Origin of the sequence: Domibacillus iocasae (assembly GCF_001750285.1) — a bacterium.
Taxonomy (GTDB): domain Bacteria; phylum Bacillota; class Bacilli; order Bacillales; family Domibacillaceae; genus Domibacillus; species Domibacillus iocasae.
Genome location: NZ_MAMP01000025.1, coordinates 1 through 22365, shown reverse-complemented (window position 1 = coordinate 22365; position 22365 = coordinate 1). Strand labels below are relative to the sequence as shown.

Below are 22365 nucleotides of genomic sequence, written 5' to 3'. Positions count from 1 at the left end.
TTTAAAGGCGGTATTGATATGCTTGAGCCGGTTCCGCCCCCAGCGCTCAATACCGCCCTTATTTTAAATAAACCGCCCCACACAGCACACCTTATAAATCTTTTGCATTAAAGGTATCGCCATTTTTTAAATTGCCTGATTGAAAACCACGGTAAAACCAATTTTTCCGCTGCTCTGATGTGCCGTGTGTAAAGCTGTCCGGCACTGCGTATCCTTGTGCGCGTTTTTGAATTGTATCATCTCCGACAGCACTTGCTGCCGTCAGTGCTTCTTCTAAATCCCCTTCTTCAAGCACGTTCATCCCTTGAGCATGATGTGCCCACACACCCGCGTAATAATCAGCCTGCAGTTCAAGCTTCACTGAATACTCATTGTACTCCTCTTCACTCAGCCGATTGCGCATGGCGTGTACTTTCTGTGATGTACCAAGCAATGTTTGGACATGGTGACCGACTTCATGAGCAACAACATAGGCCATCGCAAAGTCTCCCGGTGCCTGGAATTGATTTTGAAGCTCTTTATAAAAGCTTAAATCAATGTACAGCCGTTGGTCTCCCGGACAATAAAACGGACCGACCGCTGATGTCGCTGTTCCGCAGGCAGAGTCCACACTGCCCGAAAACAGTACAAGCACCGGCTCTTCATATACCATGCCTTCTTCTTCAAATACTTCCGTCCATACATCTTCCGTATCCGCCAGCACAACCGATACAAACTGGGCAAGCTCCTGGTCCTGTTCCTTTTCTACATATGGCTCGCTGCTGTCCGTTCCAAGCAGCTGCGACGGATCGCCGCCAAGCAGCGTAAAAATAAGAACAAAAATTAAGCCAACTCCGCCAATCCCACCACCCAGAATGGCTTTGCCGCCCATACCCCGGCGGTCTTCCACGTTCGAGCTGCCTCTTCTTCCCTGCCATTTCATCGTTAGTCCTCCTCGGTCCACTTCTTATCGTAGTAGTGTTATACCCAGAGGCGTGAATCGTTAGACGGATGGCGGGAAAATATTTTCTTTTAATGCTGAAGATTGAACAAATTCGGCTGTTGCGGCTTTTTGTTTTAATGTGAAATTACCCACATGACATTTGTGTAAAGATGATGCCTTTCCATTCTTTTTCAAGGTAAAACGCAGTATAATTTAAGCAGAAATTGAACAGAAATGAGGATGTGCAATGAAGCGAATTGCGGTTTTTTGCGGCTCGGCCGACGGGGCCTCGCTAGAATATAAGGCTGGAGCTGCTTTACTTGGCCAAACATTAGCAGCGCAAGGGATTGGACTCGTATACGGTGGATCAAGTACCGGGTTGATGGGCACGGTCGCCGATGCCGTTTTACAGAATGGTGGCGAAGCAATTGGCGTTATTCCAACATTGCTGGAGGAGCGGGAAATTGCCCACACACAGCTAACCGAGCTGCACATTGTTCGCTCGATGCACGAGCGAAAAGCAAAAATGGCAGAGCTGGCCGACGCATTTATTGTGCTGCCAGGAGGCGCCGGTACGATGGAAGAGTTTTTCGAAGTTTTTACATGGGCACAGATAGGCCTTCATCAAAAACCCATTGGCCTTTTAAACGTCGCGCGTTATTTTGACCCGCTCGTTTCCTTTTTTGATCATATGACGGATGAACGCTTTTTGCCGGAGCAGTACCGGACGATGCTTCTTGTGGACAAGTCGCCCGAGCGATTAATAGAAACATTTCATAGTTACACGCTGCCTTCAGTCAAAACACATGAAACTGAGACAACCGTATAAACGAAAAAGCATGCTCCCTGTGATGGAAGACATGCTTTTTCACTTTATTTCTTCAATAATCAACTATCCCTCATTCCCTTGTACCGGCAAAGACACCGTTACGGTTGTCCCTTTTCCTTCCTCACTTTCAAACATAATGTCGCCGCCGTGTTCCTTAATAATTCTCAGGCTTACCATGAGACCCAGTCCGGTTCCTTTTCAGATGTTGGCACCAGCCAGCAGGCAAGCGGTTATATTGTTGCAGCGATTGATAAAGGAATTATCAGCGGTTTACAGATGGCACCTACCGGCCATATGAACCCGTTACGCGTGTCAGGTGGCGAGCTTTTTATCAAGAGCATTTAATCTGGCGAAAGAAGCAGGCACCTCTTCTCAGATGTTTCATCAAGTATGGCCGACTACGTTCACATCCAGCGCATTTTAGCCGAAAACATTACCGCTGGTTACCCGGATGGCACATTCTAGCCAAATATCAATGTGCCGCGCGCTCAATTTTCTGACTTCTTGGCCCGTGCTTTAGATGACCGATTCAAGGTCGAGAAGCCGAGTTACGCAATGGATCAAAACAAAGTATATAGATACAGCGCGAATGAGGTCGGCACAATTGTCTATTCCTTTTCGGAAACAGAACCGAACGGATGGAATGTTCAGGAGACGTATGAAGGCGGTGTTAAAGCGGAAACCCCGATGGTAGAGCGTGAAGACAGCGCCGAGCTATTTAACATCTGAAAGACCTGTTTCAATCGTACAGCTGCTCAAATATCCGGTTACAGAAGGCCAGTCCTGGTCCCTCAATCCGAATGGAACGGGGGGAATTAATTATTACTTCAACAATCAAAATTGGTCAATACACCGGTGGGAACATTTAACAATATGGTGGAAGTGACGGAACTAGCGCCTTGGTAAAAAGACAGATCATTGCGGCTTTTACTTTCCCATCGGCAGAAAATTTTTTTTGCCGGTCCAAACGTTCTTAGATGCGTTCAAAAAGAAAAAAATCCGATCTCGTTTATGGAAGATATAGCGTAACGGTTAAATATGATCATTTATTATAGCTAAAAGTTATATCATTTTGCTAAATAAAGGTCGACGATCGCTTGAAGCTCTTTTAAATACACATGCGCCATCCGGCCAAGCTGTGTTTTTTCATGTACAATCCAGCCGACTGTAATCGCTTCATCTGCTTGAAGTGGCACCGGTACAATGTCCGATCCATTTAAATCTTCGCTTAAAATTCCTGTGGAAATCGTATAGCCATTCAGCCCGATCAGCAAATTAAACAGCGTCGCCCTGTCACTCACCTGAATGCTTTTTTGGCGCGGCAGCGTGCTGAAAATCTCCTCCGCATAATAAAAGGAGTTGAATTCCCCCTGTTCAAACGAAAGACGCGGGTATGCTTCCAAATCCTCAAGCGTGACGGATGCTTTTTGGGCCAGCGGGTTTTGCGTACTGACAAAAATATGTGGCTCCGCTTCAAATAGCGGGTGAAAAAGAAGTTGTTCATCTTTCAGCAGCTGGCGCATCACTTTTTCGTTAAACGAACTAATATACAAAATGCCAATCTCACTCCGCAAGTTTTTAACGTCCTCAATAATTTCATATGTCCGTGTTTCCCGAAGTGTAAATTGATACTCATCCGCGCCGTGCTTCTTAATCATTTCCACAAACGCATTAACTGCAAATGCATAGTGCTGCGTCGATACGGAAAACAGCTGCCGTGACGGCGCCGAATTTAAATACCGCCCTTCTAACAGCTCCGCCTGCTCCACCACCTGCCGCGCATACCCTAAAAATTCAGCTCCGTCTGTTGACAGTGTAATGCCTTTTGAAGTCCGGATAAAAATCGTAATTCCGAGCTCTGCCTCAAGCTCCTTTACCGCTTTGGATAAGCTCGGCTGCGATAAAAACAGCCGCCGCGCCGCTTCATTAATCGACCCGCAATGCACAATTTCAATTACATACTTTAACTGCTGCAGCGTCATCTTTTCACCCCTGCTTTACTTTATTTTTCACATTTAAAAACGCTTCATATCCATAAAAAATAACCAGGCCTATAACAAGAATCTGAAACGAAGACAACAAGCTTTTCTCGTATATTCTGGCATATAAGCTATCTGCCAGCAGTAAAAAAAGCATACACAAAAAAACCGGTAGTCATGCTTTTTTTTTTCGTTTTTGATTCCTGTTCAGACATTTTGCGAAAAAAGATCACTCGCCACCTCCGGTTTGATCAACATACATTACAAGCAGCATCGAAATGAAAATAAGAATGCTTATACAAACTTCCTTTATTTTAGGAATTGATTTTCTCCTTTCCATACACGAGATATATTCGAATTTCACATTTTTTGTTAAATAATTTACAAAGTTTATTATGGCAAAACACAATACCTTTGTAAAATATGGGGGAATTCAGCATGATGCTTTTTATGCCGCTGGCTATTGGTGTTTTCATCGGACTTATTCTCTTCTTTCCACAACGCCGCTGAAGAAAAAAGCAGCTGGACACGGCCAACTTATTCGTCTCCCCGCTTATGCCGGGCTCATTTTGTCCGTAGCCTTATTTGTGATCGGCTTTTCTGTTGTAAGAGGATTTGAAGACGCAGTTTATGGACTTCTTGCTTGTACTATTCTTCTGTTTCCGATCAGCCTGCTCGTTACAAGCATACAAAAAAACCGCTAATGGTTAGCGGTTTTCTTCCTGCAAAATACGGTTCATCGCTGCTTCATAAATACGATAGTCATGATCGGAAAACAATATAAATGCTGCATAGCCAAAAGGATGTTCTTCCAAAAAGTCCACAACGGTTTGAAGCGCAATTACTGCCGCCTGTTCAATCGGAAAACGATACACACCTGTAGAAATAGACGGAAATGAGATGCTTTTTACGTTATTTTCCATCGCAAGCTTCAGCGCGTTCCGGTAACAGTTAGCAAGTTTCTCTTCTTCTTTATCTGATCCGCCAGTCCAAACCGGACCGACTGTGTGAATCACCCATTCAGCCGGAAGATCATGTCCCTTTGTGATAACTGCTTCCCCTGCTCTAAGCTCTTCTCCACTCAATGTTTCTGCCCGTACTTTTTTGCATTCGTCTAAAAGCGCGCGCCCCGCCGCGCGGTGAATCGCTCCGTCCACTCCGCCGCCACCAAGGAGCGAACCATTCGCCGCGTTGACAATGGCTTCTGTTGTTTGTTCCGTAATGTCACCTGTGACTAACTCCAGCGTATTTTCACTTATTTTCGTTTTCATCGCTTTCACTCCTCAAATTTATTGAAATATCGCGTACAATAAACCCGCTTTTTGGCATACTCGGCATGCTGGTCATGCTGAAGCTGATATCCTGATCCGGGACAGTATAAGACAGGCGGTTCACTAGAAAATCAACGCTTACTTTCATTAATTCAATCGTAATCCATTCCCCTGCACATCGATGCCCGGCGTAGTAATCACCGCCGCCCTGCGGAATAAAATCAAATGGACTTTTATCCCAGTCTTCAAACCGTGCCGGCTGAAACAAGTCGGGATTCTCCCACAGCTCTGGATCATGGTTCGTTCCGTATAAATCTAAAAGCGCAAGCGTTCCTTCCTTAAAATCCATGCCACTCCATTCAAAGTCTGTTTTTACCTTCGCTCCGGTAAACGGGAAAAAAGGATAAAACCGGCGCACTTCCTGCACAAAATATTTCGTGTACGGCTCATCCACATCCATCAGCTTCGGCTTTTCTTCCGGAAATTGGTGCAGTGCGAGTGCTGTAAAAGCAAGGTAGATTGATACTGCCGTAATCGGCCGCAAAATATTTAATACTTCTACAGCCGCTGTTTTTGTATCCAATAACTGTCCGTCTAGTTCTCGGTGATGAGAAAAGACATATAGTGCCGATTCTTCTGGCGGATGAAGTGTATTCTGCCGCACTTCTTCAATTAAGCCACCGACCCATTTTTCAGCTTTCCGTCGCGCGCGGCGGGTTTTCCAATATTCCGGGCCAGCCGAGACGGACGATTCAAACATGGCACTAAGTTCTGAAGTCCGCCGCTTTACGTCGTCTTCCGGAAGCGGTACACCGCCCCATTCACAGGCAATACGGCAAAGCAGTTCTTTTGCTTCTTCATACAAAACAACCTCAGATTGCTGTGTCCATTTTTGAGCTGTTTCCATCCACTGGCGTACAAAAATGTCTGTCAGACGCATGACTTCTTTAGGCGCCATCAATGACATAAATGCTGCTTTCCGGTGCTGGTGCGCTTCCCCATCAAGCGTCTGCACGCCGCCTTCACCAAACAATGTTTTTACTACTCTTTTTGGAGCGGCACCTTCCCGCTGAAATTTTGCCGGGTCATAAAACAGCTTTGCCGCTTCCTTGCCGCCCATACAAATGGCTGGTTTCCCCATTAAGCGAGTTTCAAAGATATTCTCTTGAAACGATCGGCGCCGGTTCGGTATGTACAAATACCCTTCTCTCAGTAAACTTAAGCTTTGATCGAGCCCATCTTCTTTTGGCATGCCGTTTTCAGCAGACATTGTACCCTCTCCTTTTTGAACAGTCCTTTTCTTTGTTTTCCCCTTTCCAATCCAGAATATAGCTTTTTTTCACAACAAAAAAACGAACTTCCTGTAAAATAGAAATCCAACTCTTTTCATCTATCTTTTTTGCCACTTTGACTTTTTTATCCAAAAACAAAACCCAATTAATTTACTTTATTTGGAATAATAAATCTTTTTTCAGTTCTTTTGATCCTTTTTTACAAAGTCCTGTTTTATAGAATGACAGCCGGGTAACATACAACCGTAAGTCAAATCCAAATTTACTGAGGAGGAACTTGAAATGGCTAACAATGAAAAAATGAGTCGTGAAGAGGCAGGACGTAAAGGCGGAGAAATGACGGCAAAAAACCATGATAAGGAATTCTATCAGGAAATCGGTCAAATGGGCGGGAATTCCAGATCCAACCGAAGAAACGATGATAATGACGGGAAAATGAGCAGAGAAGAAGCCGGCCGCAAAGGCGGAGAACGAAGCCGCCGTTAATGTAAAATTAAACGTGAACCTTAAGTGAATATTCAGAGAATGCTTTCGTTTGGAGAGAAAGCATTGTTTACAGACTTTCCAAATGCATCAGTTCGTTTCTTAATTTTAAGGAATGAAAAACCGGCTTTCCTCGATAAGGGAAGCCGGTTTTATTTTTGTTTATTCGATTAAGCTGCGTCACCATCATGATAAGGCTCCAGCGAAATATACATAAGAAATTGCAAAAACTCACTGTCTCTCTCTTGAAGAAGACGAATCGCGTAGTTCCATGCATTTGTTTCAATCCGAAGGGCAATCCGCTTTCTTTGCAGCGGATCGTTCGTTTGGTCAAGCTGATCTGCCAGCGTATTGAGCTCAGAATCTTCCGCATGGCCAAGCTCATGAGCGAAAACAGCAGCCAGATGCTGATCAAACGGTTTTAAAGAGCCGTACAAGAGCCGGCACTGCTCTTCAATTCCATCCCAATAAAGCGTGATTTTATGCTTGGCTAAGCTGTATTTGCCTCCGGCGATAGTCTGACCGCCGGCAGAGTGGTGAATCTCCACCGCAGCCGTGCTGCCCGACAAGTCCAAAAGGTGTTTTATGACAGCCGGGAGCGGGGCTTTCTCTATTATAGAAGATTTAGTCGCTTTCATCATGCTGTTCTCCCTGTCGTTTAATTGATTTTTTTATATAAAAAAATCACTCCCCGAATTTAGTAGGCAGTGGATAACCCCCCTCAAAAAGATGAAGAATTACTTTTTACTTATTATACATTAAATTGGTTTATTTATCATGCAATAATTTCCAGTAATAAAACAGTGACAGCCTGCCGGAAACCAACCCTATCAAGCGTGTTCCGCTTTTTTAGTTACGGCATTCCACATTTTTCATTATTTTTTCACGGTTAAACCTATCAGCTTCGCAAATCCAATCGCTTGTTCCGCCGATACTGAACAGCCGTTTAAGCTTTCCATATCAATATGGAGCTGATCGAATGTACAGGTGCTAATATTGACTCCCTTTAGCGACATTTGCTTAAAGTGCACATCATCCGGATCGCATGTAGCTAAATATACATGCTGGAGCGAGTACCCATAAAAATTAGCCCCTTTTAAAGACAATTGATTAAATGCTGCGTTTTTTAAATGAAAGCATTTTTTTAACATTTTTTCATTTCAACTGACCTTATTACAGATATGCATGCATCCATTATCATTTTCCTTAGTTATGTTAAACTTGAAGAAGTGTTTACATAACGTTCGCCAGTTTCCTATTAAGTGCGGGGGAAAAATAAAAAGAAGGATAAAAATAATTGAAGAAAAGCAAATTTTTAGAAAGCGTTCGAAAAGCAGCTATGCTTATTATAGGGGCGGTCATAGCCGCGTATGGATTAGAAGAAGCTGTATTGATCCCAAAAAGTGTCATTGATGGCGGAGTAACCGGCCTCAGTATTATGGGGTCTCATGTTTTTGGGCTTCCGCTTGGTGCCTTATTGTTCGTCCTGAATATCCCTTTTGTCTACCTGGGCTACAAATAGGTAGGAAAAACGTTTGCGATCATGAGTATTATTGGGATTGCCGCTTTATCCATTTCAACCGTTTTATTGTATCATGTTTCGACAATTTTAGGACCAGAGGATCAATTGCTTGTTGTGTTGGCTGGCGGAATCTTTCTTGGCGTAGGCATTGGCATCGTGCTTCGCAACGGAGGCGCTCTTGATGGCTCTGAAGTGCTGGCTGTTTTGCTTTCAAGAAAAATTCCCTTTTCAGTCGGCGATATTATCCTGTTTTTAAATGCGTTCATTTTCTTGGGGGCAAGTTTTATCTTTGGACTGGAAAGCGCCTTGTATTCGGCGATTACCTATTACATAGCCAAAATATGATTGACATTATTCAAGTCGGCCTGGAAACATCAAAATCCGTAAAAGTCATCAGTGCCAAGTCCAAAGAAATCGGTTCAGCCATTCAAGCCCGGCTCGGCCGTGGCGTGACATACACGCATGGACGCGGCGGATTCTCTAACGAACCAACCGATATTTTAAGCTGCGTCATTAACCGCATGGAAGAAAACAAGATTGTATCGATTATTAAAGAAATAGACGAAGGCGCTTTTGTGGTAATATCGGATGTATCTGAAGTAAGCGGCGGCAACTTCAAAAAACGCGATATTCATTAACGAGCAGCCTCTCTTTCATTCAAAAAGGCTGGCTTCACTTCATAAGAGGATAAATGTTGCTCTTTCCAAAACAGGCACGTGAAAAACGGTTAAAAAAGGATAAGGAGATGATGGATGTGAGAATCCGTAAACAGAAAAAAGAAGAAACAGCTCAAAACCTCGAGCAGCAAATTGCAGGAAAAGAACAATACTATTCAGAAGAAAAGTTCACGGAAAAGCTTGCGAAGTCCGGGGGAAAACTTGGCCACAAAGCGATGTATGCGGCCCTTCTTTTATTTGAAGCAATGAAAAGTCCAAAGCTGCCAAACAAAACCCGGATGACCATTCTCGGTGCGCTGGGCTATTTAATTTTGCCGGTCGACGTCGTGCCGGACTTTCTGCCGGCGGTCGGGCTGGTGGATGATGCTGGCATTCTGATCGCGGCGCTTATCAGTGTGTATAACATGGTTAATGACGAGATGCGGCGCACTGCTCATCAACGGATGAAAAAATGGTTCGGAGAGAAGTATGACGCCGGACTAATGGATGATGAGATAAACCAATCCTTGTAATGCTTATCAAACAAACACACGACCGTTGCTGCGGCGGCCGTGTGTTTGTTTATTTTTTCTTACACAGTTTCCTGTTTAAAAATGCACAGCAAATGAGATTTTGAATAGCCCGTTACATTAGGCAGTGCATCAAGCTGACACTCTTCCATCAGAATGTTTTCAAGAAAAGAAATCGTTTTTTATGTCGCTTCGCTGTAATACATCTTGCTCACCTCCCTATTATCTTACCGAATATGAGCAAAGATTTTTTGATACATATTGCTAAAAGCTCTCTATGATAGCGAACAAAGGATGGATTTAAAATGTCAAAGCTGCCATCATCCTTTTTCATCGAAACAAGGGGACCTGCTTGCTTTTTAAAAAAGGTTTAGAGGCGGGGCCTTCTTCAATTAAGAAGCAGATCATTCCTTACTTTGAATGCTGCGGGACCGGACGACAATTGGAATAAGAAGCAACGAAAGAAGCGCTCCGGCAAGTGAGAGCGTTGAATAACTAGAATGAACGACAACCATTCCAGATAGTCCCCCGCCCAATGATCCTGATAAAGCAATCAACACATCAACAGCTCCTTGTGTTTTCGCACGGGCAGATGGATGGGTGGCATCTACAATAAGAGCGGTGCCGCTGATTAAGCCAAAGTTCCAGCCAAGCCCAAGCAAAACAAGGGCGGCAATGAGCAGCGGCAGCGAATCAGCCGGTGCAAAAGCGGCCATAAGACCAGCCGCAAACAAAGTAACAACAGAAGCGACGGCCATTTTGATACGGCCAATTTTATCGACAAGAAAGCCTGTTACTAAAGATGGCAGGAACATCGCGCCTATATGAAAGCCAATGACCAGCCCGACCTCTTTTAAATCGTGCCCGTGATGTCCCATATGGATAGGCGTCATCGTCATAATGGCAACCATCACAAATTGCGTTACAACCATGACGGCAGCGCCAGCAGTAAGTTTTCGTTTGTTGACTGCCGGTACGTCAGAATCATTGCCTGCATGCACATCACCACTCATTCTCTGCCCATCAGCTATTGCTTTTGCGACAATGAGAGGGTCCGGACGAAGAAAAGCTAAAAGAACCAAACCAGCAAGTATATAAGCGGCAGCCGCAAGAATAAACGGGCCAGCCAGTGCCGGAATCCCAACGGAAGCGGCAAATTCACCCATTACATTTACCAAATTAGGCCCTGCAACAGCACCGAATGTGGTAAAAACCATGGCCGTGCTGATCGCAGTTGCCCGTTGCGTAGAAGTTGCGAGGTCTGTGCCCGCATAACGCGCCTGTAAGTTTGTCGCTGTCCCAGCACCATAAATGAGCAATGAGGCAAAGAATAGCGGAATATTGTTCGTCAACGCTGAGATAATAACGCCAATTGCGCCAATGCCTCCCGTCAAAAATCCCGCCGCGAGCCCAAAACGGCGCCCGAAACGTTGGGAAAGACGCCCCACAATCAATGCCGCCGCAGCCGAACCTAACGTGAACAGCGCGGTTGGAAGCCCTGTCCCGCTATCTGTCCCCATCATGTCTTGTGCCAGAAGTGCTCCAACCGTTAGGCCCGCTGCCAGTCCTGCCCCTCCAAAAATCTGTGAAAGGACAACGATCATTAACGTTTTTTTATACAATTGTCTTTGCTTTTCGGGCGAATCCATGTAGCTTTGCCGCCACTCTGGCTGGTCTTTTATCCTTTTTGAGCCATCAGACTTAGACAGCATTGCCCGCCCTCCTTTTCCAGAAAAATGATCTCTTTTTACTTAACCGCCGGCGTCTGCTCTATCAAATACGATACGCCCCGCAACAACAGTTTTTACTGCTTTTACAGCAAGCATATCTTCAGAGGTTCCGGCAAATAAATCACGGTCAAAAACTGAAAAGTCCGCAACGTAGCCCGGTTTAATCAGCCCGCGCTCATGCTCTTTGCCAATCGCCTGCGCGCTGCCGATTGTGTACATCTGAATGGCTTCGAAACGAGACAGCTTTTGTTCTGGTCCATAGCCATTATGCGCTTCATACGGTTTTTTGCGTTCAACCGCCGCATAAATAGAGGCAATCGGGTTTATATCTTCTACAGGTGCATCCGTTCCAGCCGCACACATAATCCCACGGTCCAAAAGCGTTTTCCAAGGATACGCAAAGCCTAGCCGTTCTTCACCAAGACGATCCTTCACCCATGGGAAATCAGATGAAACAAATGCCGGCTGAACATCCACGACCACAGGCAATGTGGCCATCCTCCCGATTAACTCTTCGCTTAGAACACATCCGTGAATAAGACGGTCTCGTTTGCCGTTCGGCACTGGATATTTTTCAATCACGTGGAGTACTTGATCCGCCGCTCTATCCCCAATGATATGCACGGCAACCGCTTCATTATATTCACGTGCTATTTTTACTAATCCTTCCAATTGGTCATCTGTGTGAATCAGCAAACCCTTATTATCCGGCTGGTCCGCGTATGGTTTTGATAACGCGGCCGTTGAACCGCCCAATGCTCCATCGGCAAAAATTTTCATTGCGCCCGGTTCAATAAATGGCTCATCGAATGGGACGTCCGCTTCCATCATGTTTTGGAATACAGCATGGTGGCGCAGCACATTCACCCTGAAATGATGTTTTTCTCCAATAACACGATGAAATGCGGTCAGCGGATTGATATAATCCCCGAAGTAATGCATATCTTCGGTGTGGCCGCCTGTTAACCCGTAAGAAAGCAGTTGATCAACCGCCAGATTCACCACTTCCGTTAAGTAATCGATATACGCTTCGCCTTTTCTCGGAATCGCAGCTGTCACCGGATCAATCGCTTTATCATACAGAAGACCATTTAACGTCCCTTCCGCGTTTCGCCCGATTTCACCGCCTGCCGGTGCTTTGCTTTCTTCTAGAATCCCGCCCGCTGACAGTGCTGCTGCATTGCCGAGCACCACATGATGACAAACTCTCGTTAATAAAATGGGTTCTTTCCGAATCGCATCCAGCTCCTCTATCGTCGGAATACGCTGGTCAGCAAAGTTCTGTTCACTCCACCCTTCACCAAACAGCCATTTATCCGCAGGCGTCGTCTTCGCTGCTTCTTTCACCATCGCAAGCATTTCTTCCGCTGAAGACGCTTTCGATAAATCAAGCCGCACGAATGTTTCTCCTTGAAAGACCATATGAAGATGGCTGTCAACGAAGCCCGGATACATCGCAGCTCCCTGCAAATCAAGCCGCTCTTCCGCTTGTTCATTTAGGTCATTGAAGGAACCAACTGCAATGATTTTTCCTTCTTCCACAAGAACCGCTTCTACTGTCTCATTTTCTTGTTTCATTGTGTAAATGATTCCGTTATGCCAAAGTTGTTTCATGAAGAAGTCCCTTTCTCTGCCTTTTCACCCTATTCTAACTCAAATCCGTAAGCGTTGCGCGAGACCCGTTTTATCTTATTTAATTAAGTTTCGTTATAAATTAAATAAAAAAGAACCTGCTTTTATTGAAGAAATGCACCCATAAACTGATTTTTTATGCTTTTTAATGTGTATTTTCTACCGCTTTCATCTTCATATCGAACTACATTAGCAAAATAACCATTACCTATGACTTTTTTCATTCTAATTTGTCTAACACAATCTCAACTCCCTTTTGTCTGAAAATTCAAAACCCCTATCTATATTAAATATAATAGATAGGGGTTTTTTAAACGATTTTATTATTTACAGCCTAATTCTGGATGGTTTTCGATTTTATTCTACTGTTACTGACTTCGCCAGGTTACGCGGCTTATCTACGTCACAGTCCCGGTGAAGCGCTGCATAGTACGCGATCAGCTGGAATGGTACAACAGCTGCAAGCGGTGCGAGCAGTTCATGAACGGCTGGCAGGACGAAACGGTCGCCTTCCTGCTCAAGGCCTTTCATTGAGATCACGCATGTGTTGGCGCCGCGTGCTGCGACTTCCTTCACGTTGCCGCGGATATTCAAGTTCACAGATTCCTGCGTTGCCAGAGCGATGACTGGTGTGCCGTCTTCGATCAACGCGATTGTGCCGTGTTTAAGCTCTCCGCCGGCAAAGCCTTCTGCCTGGATGTAGGAGATTTCTTTCAGCTTCAAAGCACCTTCTAAGCCGACATAGTAGTCGACAGAGCGGCCGATGAAGAAGCAGTTGCGTGTTGTTGACAAGTAGTCACGCGCGATTTGCTCGAATTCTTCTTTGCCATCGCAAAGAACTTCCATTGCGTTTGCGACGATGCCAAGCTCGTGCACAAGATCGAATCCTGTATCAATGCCGGCTTTTTTCGCTGCCGCATCTGCCAAAATGGACAGTACCGCAATTTGCGCTGTATAGGCTTTTGTAGAAGCAACGGCAATTTCAGGACCTGCATGAAGAAGCAATGTGTAATCCGCTTCACGTGATAGTGTAGAGCCTGGTACGTTTGTAATTGTTAATGCTTCAAAGCCAAGTTCTTTTACTTTCACCAATACGGCGCGGCTGTCCGCTGTTTCACCGCTTTGGGAAATAAAGATAAAGAGCGGCTTTTTCGATAGAAGCGGCATATTATAGACGAATTCACTCGCTACGTGCACTTCAACCGGGATATTCGCCATTTGCTCTAAATATTGCTTGCCAACAAGACCGGCATGGTAGCTCGTACCGCATGCGACGATATACAGGCGGTCTGCTTCGTTCAGTGCGTTAACGATATTTTCGTCAACGTGAAGCTCGCCTTGTTCGTTTTGGTAAGCCTGCGTAATTTTACGAATAACAAAAGGCTGTTCATCTGTTTCTTTTAACATGTAATGCGGATACGTGCCTTTTTCAATATCACCGGCATCGATTTCCGCTGTATAAGGAGCACGTTCAATTAGTCCGCCGTTTTCGTTTTTAATTGTAACGAATTCTTTTGTGACGATGACCATTTCTTTGTCCATCAATTCCACAAATTGATTCGTTACTTGCAGCATCGCCATTGCATCAGATGCGATAACATTGCAGTCTTCGCCAAGGCCGACTAGAAGCGGGCTCTTGTTTTTCGCCACATAAATCGTGTTTTCGTCTTCTTTGTCCAAAAGGGCAATCGCGTAAGAGCCTTTTAGAAGGCCAAGCGTTTTACGGAATGCTTCTTCCGTTGTCAGGCCGTCTTTGGCAAATAAGCCGATCATCTGCACGATCACTTCTGTGTCTGTATCACTTTGAAGTGCAACGTCCAATAAGTAGTCACTTTTCAACTGCTCATCGTTTTCAATGACACCGTTGTGCACAAGTGTGTAACGGTTGTCTGTATTTTGATGTGGATGCGCGTTGTAACGGCTTGGTACGCCGTGAGTCGCCCAGCGAGTATGACCGATTCCTACGTGAGATTGTACATCTTCGTCCACAACTGCACGCAAATCAGCGATACGTCCTTTTTCTTTGAAAACGTGCACACCCTCTGTGTTGCGCACAGCAATACCGGCTGAATCGTAGCCACGGTATTCGAGCTTCTCAAGCCCTTTCAATAAAATTTCTTTCGTATCTTCACTGCCGATATATCCAACTATTCCGCACATAAATGGTTCCCCCTGATTAGAGGCGTCGGCAAACAAGCGCCGGCTAGGGGCACATTGCCTGCCGCGCTCCTTCATATTTTGTATTTTTAGGCACATGTCCGCTCCCTTTGTCCACGGGGTTGCCCCCCTGTTTTAAGGATGAACGTAACAGCTGTGTACCTGCAGCCGGGAGGTATCCGCCGAATCATCGATAAACCCCCTCCTCGTCAACTGAACGTATGGTCGTCCCGTTCAGTTCAGGCGCTTTTGGTAAAACACGTATCTGTCTTTCTCCGCTCCTTTCTGTATACAGATAAAAACACGATAATCATACCGTGTTTTATCCGTTTCGTCAATTAAAAATTAATTCCCCTTCTCCAAAGCAGGAAAACAAGCACAGCAGCGCCGATACATAAAGTACCAGTGATTGTAAAAACAGCATCCAAGCTCCATTGTTCGGCAACAACGCCAGCCACAAGCGGTCCAAGGAAAATGCCAAGCGCATAAAAGGATTGGAAAAATCCCATGGCGGACATTTTGAACGCTGGCGGGCTGATGAGAACGACCTCACTCAACAAAACGGGAAAAATAAATCCGAGTGCCAGGCCGATAAAGAAATGTACAATACTAAGAGATGCAAGTGCATGTGAAAAAGGAACGGCAAATAGGAAAATAGCAGTAACAATAAAGCAGGCCGTCAGCACACTTTTATTAAGGCGGGGATCGAGCCGGTAAAAAACGAGACTGAGCGAAGCCGCAGCGTGGGGAATAAAAAACGCACATGTCAGCCAAATAAATGACTGCTCTTCCACACCGAGCGAGGCTGCGTAAATCGGGCTGAATCCAAAAATTGTAATAAATAAAACAGCGTGCGCCATAAGTGACAAAAAGGTCAGCATTTTCAAATTCGGCATTTTAATCGTTTCTTTCACATGGACGATCGCATTTTTAGGCGCCGTCAACGAGTCTGTTTCTGCTTCTTTAATATTCCAGGCAAAAAAAGCGCCCAAAATCGATGCAGCGGCTCCGATCCAAAACGGAAAGTCCCAGTTAAACACATGGACGAGCCAGCCGCTGACCGCCATGCTAAAAAACTGCGTCGCTACTGTTACAAACTGCATAATACCCATTGCGTTTGATGCACGGTCCGCACTGAAATAATGCGAATACAATACGGTCGCCATCACCCACATAGACGCTGTCACACCCGCTAAAAGCCTGGCAATGAGCACCATGAAAAAAGATTCAAAATACACGAGCATTAAACTGCTGATCAGTGCCACCACAAAACCGCCGACAAACAGCTGCCTGCGGATGTTATGTAGAAAATCCGATAAAATGCCGAGCGGAAAGCGCAGTAAAATCTGTGTAATGCCATAAGCCCCTAAAATAATGCCAATCGCGGAAAAGCTAAATCCAACCTCCTGCAGATAAACGCCAAAGACAGGCGCATAAATATAAATCGCAAACCAAAAACAAAAAACAGCCGCTAAAAAATAGATGTGGTCTTTTCGCTGGATGTCCTGATTCCCCTCTTTTTCTTTGTATTCTCCCATCCTGTGACCCTCCTTCCTCATTTGTAAAGCATTTTCTGTTAATTATTGTGCAGGCGCGTATATATTTCAATCTTTTCGATTTTATGAGAGCTGATTTTTTCAAGGAACAAAAAAGGGAATCCAACCCGCCAGTAAAAACTGGCTGTCGGACTCCCTTCTGTTTTTTACATGTGAAGACCCATTTCTTCTTCTACGATTGAAGCAATACGCTCTGTATACGAACGGCACAGCTCTTCCGTTGCTGCTTCCACCATTACGCGCACAAGTGGCTCTGTGCCAGATGGACGGACAAGAACGCGTCCATTTCCAGCCATTTCTGCTTCTACTTTTTCGATCTCCGCTTTTACTTTTTCGTTATCCGCGACATGATGCTTATCGGTTACCCGGACATTTACAAGGGTCTGTGGGAATTTTTTCATTTCTGCTGCCAATTCAGATAAAGGCTTTTTCGTTGCCTTCATAATATTTACAAGTTGGAGTCCGCTTAGAAGACCGTCACCTGTCGTATTAAAATCAAGGAAAATAATATGGCCGGACTGCTCGCCGCCCAAATTATAGTTGTACTTTTTCATCGCCTCTACAACGTACCGGTCGCCGACAGCCGTTTGTTCACTTTTAATGCCATGTTCTTCAATGCTTTTGTAAAAGCCGAGGTTGCTCATAACCGTTGAGACGATCGTATCATTGTTTAAGCGTCCCTGTTCTTTCAAATAGCGCGCGCAAATAAACATGATCTGGTCGCCATCCACGATATTTCCTTTTTCATCAATAGCAATGAGCCGATCCCCATCGCCGTCAAACGCAAGCCCAAGATCCGCTTCTTTTTCTTTCACAAATTGCGCAAGCGTTTCTGGATGAGTCGACCCGACACCATCATTAATGTTCAGGCCGTTTGGCGATGCGCCCATCGTTGAAATATCTGCTTCAAGATCCGCGAATAAATGCGCAGCAAGCGAAGATGTGGCTCCGTGCGCACAATCAAGCGCAACATGGATGCCGTCGAAATCTTCATCAACCGACTGCTTTAAGTATTGCAGATACTTTTGACCGCCTTCAAAATAATCATTTAATGAACCTAGATCCGCTCCTGAAGGACGTGGCAGCGTGTCTTCTTCTTGATCAAGAAGCGCTTCAATTTCCGCTTCCTGATGATCGGAAAGCTTAAAGCCATCTGAACCGAAAAATTTAATGCCGTTATCTTGAACCGGGTTATGAGAAGCTGAGATCATAACGCCTGCCTGTGCATCCATCGCTTTCGTCAAATAAGCGACACCCGGTGTTGAAATGACGCCGAGACGCATCACCTCTGCTCCAATAGATAGAAGTCCCGCCACAAGCGCTCCTTCAAGCATCGGTCCTGAAATGCGTGTGTCCCGTCCGATCAATACTTTTGGGCGATCGGCATCTTTCGTTAATATATAACCGCCAAACCGCCCCAGCTTAAATGCAAGTTCTGGTGTCAGTTCTAAGTTTGCGACACCTCTGACACCATCTGTACCAAAATACTTACCCATCTATTGTTTCTCTCCTTTTATCAAAACGGCTTTATGAAGATTCTTCCACTGTTACTTTCACTTTTACTTCCTGCGGCGATGAAAAATTAAATTGTTCCCCGAGATTAACCGGTACTGTCAGTGTCGTATCTTTTGTCACTCCGCTTACATCCACAGGAAGTGAAAATTCCTTTAATTCTTCCAAAGCCGATTCTTTTCCGTAAATCGTGATTTCATCTACATCCGGCTCAAGCGATGAAATTTTCACATCTTCCGCTGGCGTGCCTTTTGATACTGCCTTCAGCGGCACTTTTTTACTTGGATTCTTAACTGAAATCGACACTTGAACAGTTGCCGGTTCAACTTTTACATCCAGTTTATTTAAATTTCCGTCCAGCACCTGTACCGCAGCCGTCGCTGTCGTTTCTTCGCTGATTTCGTCTTCGCCGGTCAACGCAGTTCGTACGAAGGCGATCTTGTCAATATCCGACTGGGATCCGGTCACCTTCACTTCACGAGGAGCAACGGTTACATTGTCTACCTGATATCCTTCTGCCAGTGCAGAATCATTGAATTCAGGCGTAACCGTTCTTGTCCTTGTGACTTTTTCTTCGATCATGACGTCGACAGAAGCAGGTAAAATCGACACATCGAGCTTTTCAGAGAAGTTTTTATGCTTAATCGCCACCCGATGCTCTCCGATTTCATAATCCGTCAAATCAAGGGTCAGCTCAAAATCGCGCAGCCGTTTTGTCGATTCAATAATACTTTTCGGACCGGAAAGCTCAACACGGACCTGCTCCGGTATGCCGGAAACATATAAATTTTCTGTATCATAATAGGTCTTTAACGGTACATTCGTCAATACCTCGGTTGTATCAAGTGCCGAATCACCGGCCTGCTGAACAGCTTCAAAATCACCAAAATTCACGGTCATATACAGCAAAAAAGCTAATAGAAATGCGACAATTCGTACAAACCACTTGCTTTCGACAAAATTATCCATTATTTCTGCGCCCCTTCCACGTCCAGCGGTTAGAAGACTCATTTTTATCAATTCCAGTTAATAACTGATGCTCCAAAATATCTTGAAACTCTTCTTCTGTCAAATCACGGTACAAATCACCATTTCGTGTGACTGAAATAGCACCTGTTTCTTCTGAGACAACAATGGTTAAACTGTCGGTTACTTCACTAATGCCTAATGCAGCACGGTGCCGTGTACCCAATTCTTTTGAAATAAATGGGTTCTCAGATAAAGGCAGGTAACAAGCAGCAGCAGCAATATGATCTTTTTGAATAATAACCGCTCCATCATGCAGCGGCGTATTAGGAATAAAGATATTGATCAAAAGTTCTGAGGTAATAACAGAGTTCATTGGAATCCCTGTCTCAATATAGTCATTCATTCCTGTTTCTTTTTCAATAGAAATTAACGCGCCAATTCGGCGCTTCTCCATGTAACGAACAGACTTCACAAGAGCATCAATAATTTTTCGCTGCTCTTCATCTTCCTGAATCGCGCTACGGGAGAAAATCCGCCCGCGTCCTAATTGCTCTAATGCGCGGCGTACTTCCGGCTGGAAAATAATAATAACTGCCAGGAAGCCCCACGTAAGCGCCTGCTGGACAATCCAGCTTAATGTATCCAAGCCGGCAAATCCAGCTATTGTCCGAATAATAACAATAACAAAAATCCCTTTTAACAACTGGACAGCTTTCGTCCCTCTAATGACCATTAATAATTTATAAACAACATACCATACGAGTAATATATCAATTGCATTCGATAAATAATCAATAAATGTATAATCTTGAAAATAAGTCGTAAACGGCATACTAGATCCTCCAAGTTGGAATTACGGAGCCGTGAAGAAATCACTTTCTTCTTTAACCTGTACATTATACCATACAAGCTGAAAAGAAGCAGACGATTCCCGTCTGCTTCTTATTGAAATAACGATTTCATTTCATACCAAATCCGCCCAAATAACTGGTCAATCTCTTTAATTTCGCCTGTTACACTTCCAGCAGACGCCATGAAGCGTTCTCCGTTAATAACAGTAACGTCTCCTTCGACAGACCCTTCAATTCGAATGTTGCCATTTTTCACAACAAGGTCTTCTTCAATAATCGTTCCAGCCGGGACAATGACGGTCTCATTCTCTACTTTAAGTTCACTGTTTTTCGTAAAAGCAAAATGGTTATCTTCCTGGCTGAAAAAAGAAGCAAAACCGCCGCTCATTAGCAAAAGAAATAAAGCTGCCGCGGTTAAAAATGGATGATTACGAAACCATCGTTCCATTCCAATTTTCTTTCCTTCTCTTGGAAGCAGTGCGAGTACGTTCGCTGTAAAACCAACGGGCGCTTCAATATGGGAAGCACTTTGTACAAGTGCAATTGTTTTTTTTAATTCAGCAAAATGCTTCTTGCATTCCGCACATGTTTCAATGTGAAATTTCAGTTCTTTTTTCGCTTCTTCTCGAATATCCCCATCCAGATATTCATGCATATAATGAACAATCTGCTTTGGACAAGATGTCATCGTTCATCGCACCCTTTCTCACAAATGCCGCAAATGCTTGCGCAGTGCTTCACGTCCCCGGTGCACACGTGTTTTCACAGTGCCCAGAGGCAGTTCTAATATATCTGCTATTTCCTGCAACGGCAGTTCTTCAATATATTTTAATACAATTACCGAACGGTACTTTTCTGGAAGCATTAATATAGCCTCATGAATCGATGCCTGTACCTCCAGGCTTTCTACCTCTTCTTCCGGCAGCTGGCCGCCCGATGCTAAATGGGAGTACATATTCAGCCCTTCTGTTCCGGCAATTTCTGCGTCTAAATGATAATCCGGTTTCTTTTTGCGTATTTTATCAATACACAAATTAGTTGCAATCCGGTACAGCCAGGTTGAAAACTTCTTGCTTTGGTTATACGTGTGTATATTCAAAAAAGCCTTCAGAAATGCTTCCTGAGCCGCATCTTCTGCTTCATGGCGATCCCAAAGCATTCGAAAACATATTTGGTATACCTTGTCTTTATAAAGCTCGACAATTTCTCCAAATGCATTTTGGTCTCCTTTTATTACTTGCTTAATTCGTCTTTGTACAATTAAATCCATTTTTTCTCCCTCCGCCCTGGCGGTACATGTTTATACGGATATAGGTACATAAAAGTTTCAAAAAAAAAGATAAAAAAGTGAATAGTGTAAGTTTAGTTTAATTTCAAAAGAGGTATGATGATGTTATAAACCATTATGGATGGGGGTATCATCGTTGCAATTGATTCAACTTCATACAACAATTGAACAGTATCGTTCTGAAATGGTCTCCCAAGCGCTGCAAACATCCTTCAATGACCAAAAAGTAATTGAAATCAGCCAAAAGCTTGATCAGCTCTTAAATGAATATTCTATCCATAAATAAAAAAGCAACGTCTTGTCGAAGTTGCTTCCATTTTATTTCAATTATAGCAGTTTTTTTGTCGAATCACGAACAAAAAACGACTTTTCATGTCATTTTACATGAAAAGTCGTTTTTTTTTTAATGGTGATGAGCCATGAAGGACTCGAACCTTCGACCCTCTGATTAAAAGTCAGATGCTCTACCAACTGAGCTAATGGCTCGAAAATGGCTGGGCTAGAAGGATTCGAACCTTCGCGTGACGGAGTCAAAGTCCGTTGCCTTACCGCTTGGCTATAGCCCATTGAATGTTGTATGTAGTGTAGTATACCCCAAAAAATAAGAAAAAGAACACGTTTGAGTATGTTCCTTTAGGAAAATGGTGGAGGGGGGCAGATTCGAACTGCCGAACCCGAAGGAGCGGATTTACAGTCCGCCGCGTTTAGCCACTTCGCTACCCCTCCGCTATTTAATTAAGAAAAGTGATGTGGTGCCGGCAAGAGGACTTGAACCCCCAACCTACTGATTACAAGTCAGTTGCTCTACCAGTTGAGCTACACCGGCATATGAAAAGAAATGGTGGAGGATGACGGGATCGAACCGCCGACCCTCTGCTTGTAAGGCAGATGCTCTCCCAGCTGAGCTAATCCTCCAAATGGTGACCCCTACGGGATTCGAACCCGTGTTACCGCCGTGAAAGGGCGGTGTCTTAACCGCTTGACCAAGGGGCCGATATATAATTGTGGCCTACATAAACTAACTTATTAAGCTTCCAACCGGGCTCGAACCGGTGACCTCTTCCTTACCATGGAAGCACTCTACCTGCTGAGCTATGGAAGCAAAGCAATGGCTCCGCAGGCAAGACTCGAACTTGCGACCAATCGGTTAACAGCCGATTGCTCTACCACTGAGCTACTGCGGAAT

21 protein-coding genes, 8 tRNA genes and 3 pseudogenes are annotated in these 22365 nt (G+C 44.5%); 8 read left to right on the top strand and 24 right to left on the bottom strand.

Features of this window, described 5'->3' with window-relative positions; translation table 11 throughout:
* Window positions 1-91 precede the first annotated feature (91 nt).
* The gene (gene ypfJ / locus BA724_RS16890) at window positions 92-922 is read right to left on the bottom strand and encodes a KPN_02809 family neutral zinc metallopeptidase (protein ID WP_069939836.1); all 831 of its coding nucleotides are present in this window, start codon (window positions 920-922) and stop codon (window positions 92-94) included.
* Between the two features lie 247 nt (window positions 923-1169).
* Between ypfJ and BA724_RS16885 the strand changes: the two genes are divergently transcribed.
* On the top strand, window positions 1170-1751 hold the full coding sequence (locus tag BA724_RS16885; protein WP_069939835.1) for an LOG family protein: 582 nt from the start codon (window positions 1170-1172) through the stop codon (window positions 1749-1751).
* Window positions 1752-1814: 63 nt separating this feature from the next.
* On the opposite strand, the pseudogene BA724_RS18150 reads toward BA724_RS16885, so the two are convergent.
* Window positions 1815-1949: pseudogene (locus BA724_RS18150) on the bottom strand (ATP-binding protein); the annotation flags it as partial.
* 183 nt (window positions 1950-2132) lie between these two features.
* Between BA724_RS18150 and BA724_RS19265 the strand changes: the two are divergent.
* A pseudogene (locus BA724_RS19265) lies at window positions 2133-2216 on the top strand (hypothetical protein); the annotation flags it as partial.
* A 90-nt stretch (window positions 2217-2306) separates the two neighbouring features.
* Window positions 2307-2480, top strand: coding sequence for a hypothetical protein (locus BA724_RS18710; protein ID WP_169818572.1), 174 nt, complete (start codon window positions 2307-2309; stop codon window positions 2478-2480).
* A 338-nt stretch (window positions 2481-2818) separates the two neighbouring features.
* Here the strand turns inward: BA724_RS18710 and BA724_RS16875 are convergent, their stop codons facing one another.
* The gene (locus BA724_RS16875; RefSeq protein WP_069939833.1) at window positions 2819-3733 is read right to left on the bottom strand and encodes a LysR family transcriptional regulator; all 915 of its coding nucleotides are present in this window, start codon (window positions 3731-3733) and stop codon (window positions 2819-2821) included.
* Between the two features lie 392 nt (window positions 3734-4125).
* On the opposite strand from BA724_RS16875, the gene BA724_RS16870 reads away from it, so the two are divergent.
* Window positions 4126-4434 carry a hypothetical protein gene (locus BA724_RS16870; protein WP_069939832.1) on the top strand — a complete coding sequence of 103 codons (309 nt, stop codon included), beginning with the start codon at window positions 4126-4128 and terminating at the stop codon, window positions 4432-4434.
* A 3-nt stretch (window positions 4435-4437) separates the two neighbouring features.
* Here the strand turns inward: BA724_RS16870 and BA724_RS16865 are convergent, their stop codons facing one another.
* Together BA724_RS16865 and cypC are read right to left on the bottom strand one after the other, a co-directional pair.
* Window positions 4438-5001 (bottom strand): O-acetyl-ADP-ribose deacetylase, encoded by a 564-nt coding sequence (locus BA724_RS16865; RefSeq protein WP_069939831.1) that lies wholly within the window; start codon window positions 4999-5001, stop codon window positions 4438-4440.
* Window positions 4982-6271 (bottom strand): CYP152 family fatty-acid peroxygenase CypC, encoded by a 1290-nt coding sequence (gene cypC / locus BA724_RS16860; RefSeq protein WP_069939830.1) that lies wholly within the window; start codon window positions 6269-6271, stop codon window positions 4982-4984. Before cypC ends, BA724_RS16865 begins: the two co-directional genes overlap by 20 nt.
* A gap of 304 nt (window positions 6272-6575) precedes the next feature.
* Here cypC and BA724_RS19155 point away from each other — a divergent pair, with 304 nt between their 5' ends.
* Window positions 6576-6779, top strand: coding sequence for a KGG domain-containing protein (locus BA724_RS19155; protein ID WP_069939829.1), 204 nt, complete (start codon window positions 6576-6578; stop codon window positions 6777-6779).
* Window positions 6780-6946: 167 nt separating this feature from the next.
* On the opposite strand, the gene BA724_RS16850 is transcribed toward BA724_RS19155, so the two are convergent.
* Both BA724_RS16850 and BA724_RS16845 read right to left on the bottom strand, forming a co-directional pair.
* Window positions 6947-7414, bottom strand: coding sequence for a hypothetical protein (locus BA724_RS16850; protein WP_083256280.1), 468 nt, complete (start codon window positions 7412-7414; stop codon window positions 6947-6949).
* Between the two features lie 237 nt (window positions 7415-7651).
* Complete coding sequence (locus BA724_RS16845; RefSeq protein WP_069939828.1) at window positions 7652-7927, bottom strand: pentapeptide repeat-containing protein; 276 nt, start codon at window positions 7925-7927, stop codon at window positions 7652-7654.
* Between the two features lie 188 nt (window positions 7928-8115).
* Between BA724_RS16845 and BA724_RS16840 the strand changes: the two are divergent.
* Window positions 8116-8936: pseudogene (locus BA724_RS16840) on the top strand (YitT family protein).
* A gap of 116 nt (window positions 8937-9052) precedes the next feature.
* On the top strand, window positions 9053-9487 hold the full coding sequence (locus BA724_RS16835) for a YkvA family protein (protein ID WP_245676254.1): 435 nt from the start codon (window positions 9053-9055) through the stop codon (window positions 9485-9487).
* A 401-nt stretch (window positions 9488-9888) separates the two neighbouring features.
* Here the strand turns inward: BA724_RS16835 and BA724_RS16830 are convergent, their stop codons facing one another.
* From BA724_RS16830 to sigW, 9 genes are all read right to left on the bottom strand, one after another.
* Entirely contained in the window at window positions 9889-11196 is a 1308-nt protein-coding gene (locus BA724_RS16830) for an MFS transporter (RefSeq protein WP_069939827.1), read from the bottom strand.
* A gap of 39 nt (window positions 11197-11235) precedes the next feature.
* Window positions 11236-12828 (bottom strand): amidohydrolase, encoded by a 1593-nt coding sequence (locus BA724_RS16825; RefSeq protein WP_069939826.1) that lies wholly within the window; start codon window positions 12826-12828, stop codon window positions 11236-11238.
* Between the two features lie 375 nt (window positions 12829-13203).
* Window positions 13204-15006 carry a glutamine--fructose-6-phosphate transaminase (isomerizing) gene (gene glmS, locus BA724_RS16820; protein ID WP_069939825.1) on the bottom strand — a complete coding sequence of 601 codons (1803 nt, stop codon included), beginning with the start codon at window positions 15004-15006 and terminating at the stop codon, window positions 13204-13206.
* 335 nt (window positions 15007-15341) lie between these two features.
* On the bottom strand, window positions 15342-16541 hold the full coding sequence (locus tag BA724_RS16815) for an MFS transporter (protein ID WP_069939824.1): 1200 nt from the start codon (window positions 16539-16541) through the stop codon (window positions 15342-15344).
* 164 nt (window positions 16542-16705) lie between these two features.
* A complete protein-coding gene (gene glmM / locus BA724_RS16810; RefSeq protein WP_069939823.1) occupies window positions 16706-18055 on the bottom strand; it encodes a phosphoglucosamine mutase in 1350 nt (449 codons plus the stop codon).
* Window positions 18056-18086: 31 nt separating this feature from the next.
* A complete protein-coding gene (locus BA724_RS16805) occupies window positions 18087-19040 on the bottom strand; it encodes a CdaR family protein (protein ID WP_069939822.1) in 954 nt (317 codons plus the stop codon).
* On the bottom strand, window positions 19033-19872 hold the full coding sequence (cdaA, locus tag BA724_RS16800) for a diadenylate cyclase CdaA (protein ID WP_069939821.1): 840 nt from the start codon (window positions 19870-19872) through the stop codon (window positions 19033-19035). The genes BA724_RS16805 and cdaA overlap by 8 nt, the downstream gene beginning before the upstream one ends.
* A 110-nt stretch (window positions 19873-19982) precedes the next feature.
* A complete protein-coding gene (locus BA724_RS16795; protein WP_069939820.1) occupies window positions 19983-20579 on the bottom strand; it encodes a zf-HC2 domain-containing protein in 597 nt (198 codons plus the stop codon).
* Between the two features lie 18 nt (window positions 20580-20597).
* Complete coding sequence (sigW, locus tag BA724_RS16790; protein ID WP_069939819.1) at window positions 20598-21161, bottom strand: RNA polymerase sigma factor SigW; 564 nt, start codon at window positions 21159-21161, stop codon at window positions 20598-20600.
* Window positions 21162-21315: 154 nt separating this feature from the next.
* On the opposite strand from sigW, the gene BA724_RS18140 reads away from it, so the two are divergent.
* On the top strand, window positions 21316-21465 hold the full coding sequence (locus BA724_RS18140; RefSeq protein ID WP_083256278.1) for an aspartyl-phosphate phosphatase Spo0E family protein: 150 nt from the start codon (window positions 21316-21318) through the stop codon (window positions 21463-21465).
* A 127-nt stretch (window positions 21466-21592) separates the two neighbouring features.
* Here the strand turns inward: BA724_RS18140 and BA724_RS16785 are convergent.
* The 8 genes from BA724_RS16785 to BA724_RS16750 form a co-directional block, all read right to left on the bottom strand.
* Window positions 21593-21665: transfer RNA gene (locus tag BA724_RS16785), tRNA-Lys, on the bottom strand.
* A gap of 5 nt (window positions 21666-21670) precedes the next feature.
* A tRNA-Gln gene (locus BA724_RS16780) sits at window positions 21671-21745 on the bottom strand.
* Between the two features lie 76 nt (window positions 21746-21821).
* A tRNA-Tyr gene (locus tag BA724_RS16775) sits at window positions 21822-21905 on the bottom strand.
* Window positions 21906-21929: 24 nt separating this feature from the next.
* Window positions 21930-22005, bottom strand: a tRNA-Thr gene (locus BA724_RS16770).
* A 13-nt stretch (window positions 22006-22018) separates the two neighbouring features.
* Window positions 22019-22094 (bottom strand) — tRNA-Val (locus tag BA724_RS16765).
* A 3-nt stretch (window positions 22095-22097) separates the two neighbouring features.
* Window positions 22098-22172, bottom strand: a tRNA-Glu gene (locus BA724_RS16760).
* A 36-nt stretch (window positions 22173-22208) separates the two neighbouring features.
* Window positions 22209-22281: transfer RNA gene (locus BA724_RS16755), tRNA-Thr, on the bottom strand.
* A 7-nt stretch (window positions 22282-22288) separates the two neighbouring features.
* Window positions 22289-22363 (bottom strand) — tRNA-Asn (locus BA724_RS16750).
* Window positions 22364-22365: the final 2 nt, after the last annotated feature.

What these genes read in the sequence shown, in the direction of transcription:
- BA724_RS18710 (WP_169818572.1), top strand. Translation starts at nt 2,307, where the DNA reads ATGGATCAAAACAAAGTATATAGATACAGCGCGAATGAGGTCGGCACA.
- BA724_RS16830 (WP_069939827.1), bottom strand. Translation starts at nt 11,196, where the DNA reads ATGCTGTCTAAGTCTGATGGCTCAAAAAGGATAAAAGACCAGCCAGAG.
- BA724_RS16805 (WP_069939822.1), bottom strand. Translation starts at nt 19,040, where the DNA reads ATGGATAATTTTGTCGAAAGCAAGTGGTTTGTACGAATTGTCGCATTT.
- cypC (WP_069939830.1), bottom strand. Translation starts at nt 6,271, where the DNA reads ATGTCTGCTGAAAACGGCATGCCAAAAGAAGATGGGCTCGATCAAAGC.
- ypfJ (WP_069939836.1), bottom strand. Translation starts at nt 922, where the DNA reads ATGAAATGGCAGGGAAGAAGAGGCAGCTCGAACGTGGAAGACCGCCGG.
- BA724_RS16875 (WP_069939833.1), bottom strand. Translation starts at nt 3,733, where the DNA reads ATGACGCTGCAGCAGTTAAAGTATGTAATTGAAATTGTGCATTGCGGG.
- BA724_RS16845 (WP_069939828.1), bottom strand. Translation starts at nt 7,927, where the DNA reads ATGTTAAAAAAATGCTTTCATTTAAAAAACGCAGCATTTAATCAATTG.
- glmM (WP_069939823.1), bottom strand. Translation starts at nt 18,055, where the DNA reads ATGGGTAAGTATTTTGGTACAGATGGTGTCAGAGGTGTCGCAAACTTA.
- BA724_RS16825 (WP_069939826.1), bottom strand. Translation starts at nt 12,828, where the DNA reads ATGAAACAACTTTGGCATAACGGAATCATTTACACAATGAAACAAGAA.
- BA724_RS16870 (WP_069939832.1), top strand. Translation starts at nt 4,126, where the DNA reads ATGGCAAAACACAATACCTTTGTAAAATATGGGGGAATTCAGCATGAT.
- BA724_RS16865 (WP_069939831.1), bottom strand. Translation starts at nt 5,001, where the DNA reads ATGAAAACGAAAATAAGTGAAAATACGCTGGAGTTAGTCACAGGTGAC.
- BA724_RS16815 (WP_069939824.1), bottom strand. Translation starts at nt 16,541, where the DNA reads ATGGGAGAATACAAAGAAAAAGAGGGGAATCAGGACATCCAGCGAAAA.
- BA724_RS16885 (WP_069939835.1), top strand. Translation starts at nt 1,170, where the DNA reads ATGAAGCGAATTGCGGTTTTTTGCGGCTCGGCCGACGGGGCCTCGCTA.
- sigW (WP_069939819.1), bottom strand. Translation starts at nt 21,161, where the DNA reads ATGGATTTAATTGTACAAAGACGAATTAAGCAAGTAATAAAAGGAGAC.
- cdaA (WP_069939821.1), bottom strand. Translation starts at nt 19,872, where the DNA reads ATGCCGTTTACGACTTATTTTCAAGATTATACATTTATTGATTATTTA.
- glmS (WP_069939825.1), bottom strand. Translation starts at nt 15,006, where the DNA reads ATGTGCGGAATAGTTGGATATATCGGCAGTGAAGATACGAAAGAAATT.
- BA724_RS16795 (WP_069939820.1), bottom strand. Translation starts at nt 20,579, where the DNA reads ATGACATCTTGTCCAAAGCAGATTGTTCATTATATGCATGAATATCTG.
- BA724_RS16850 (WP_083256280.1), bottom strand. Translation starts at nt 7,414, where the DNA reads ATGAAAGCGACTAAATCTTCTATAATAGAGAAAGCCCCGCTCCCGGCT.
- BA724_RS19155 (WP_069939829.1), top strand. Translation starts at nt 6,576, where the DNA reads ATGGCTAACAATGAAAAAATGAGTCGTGAAGAGGCAGGACGTAAAGGC.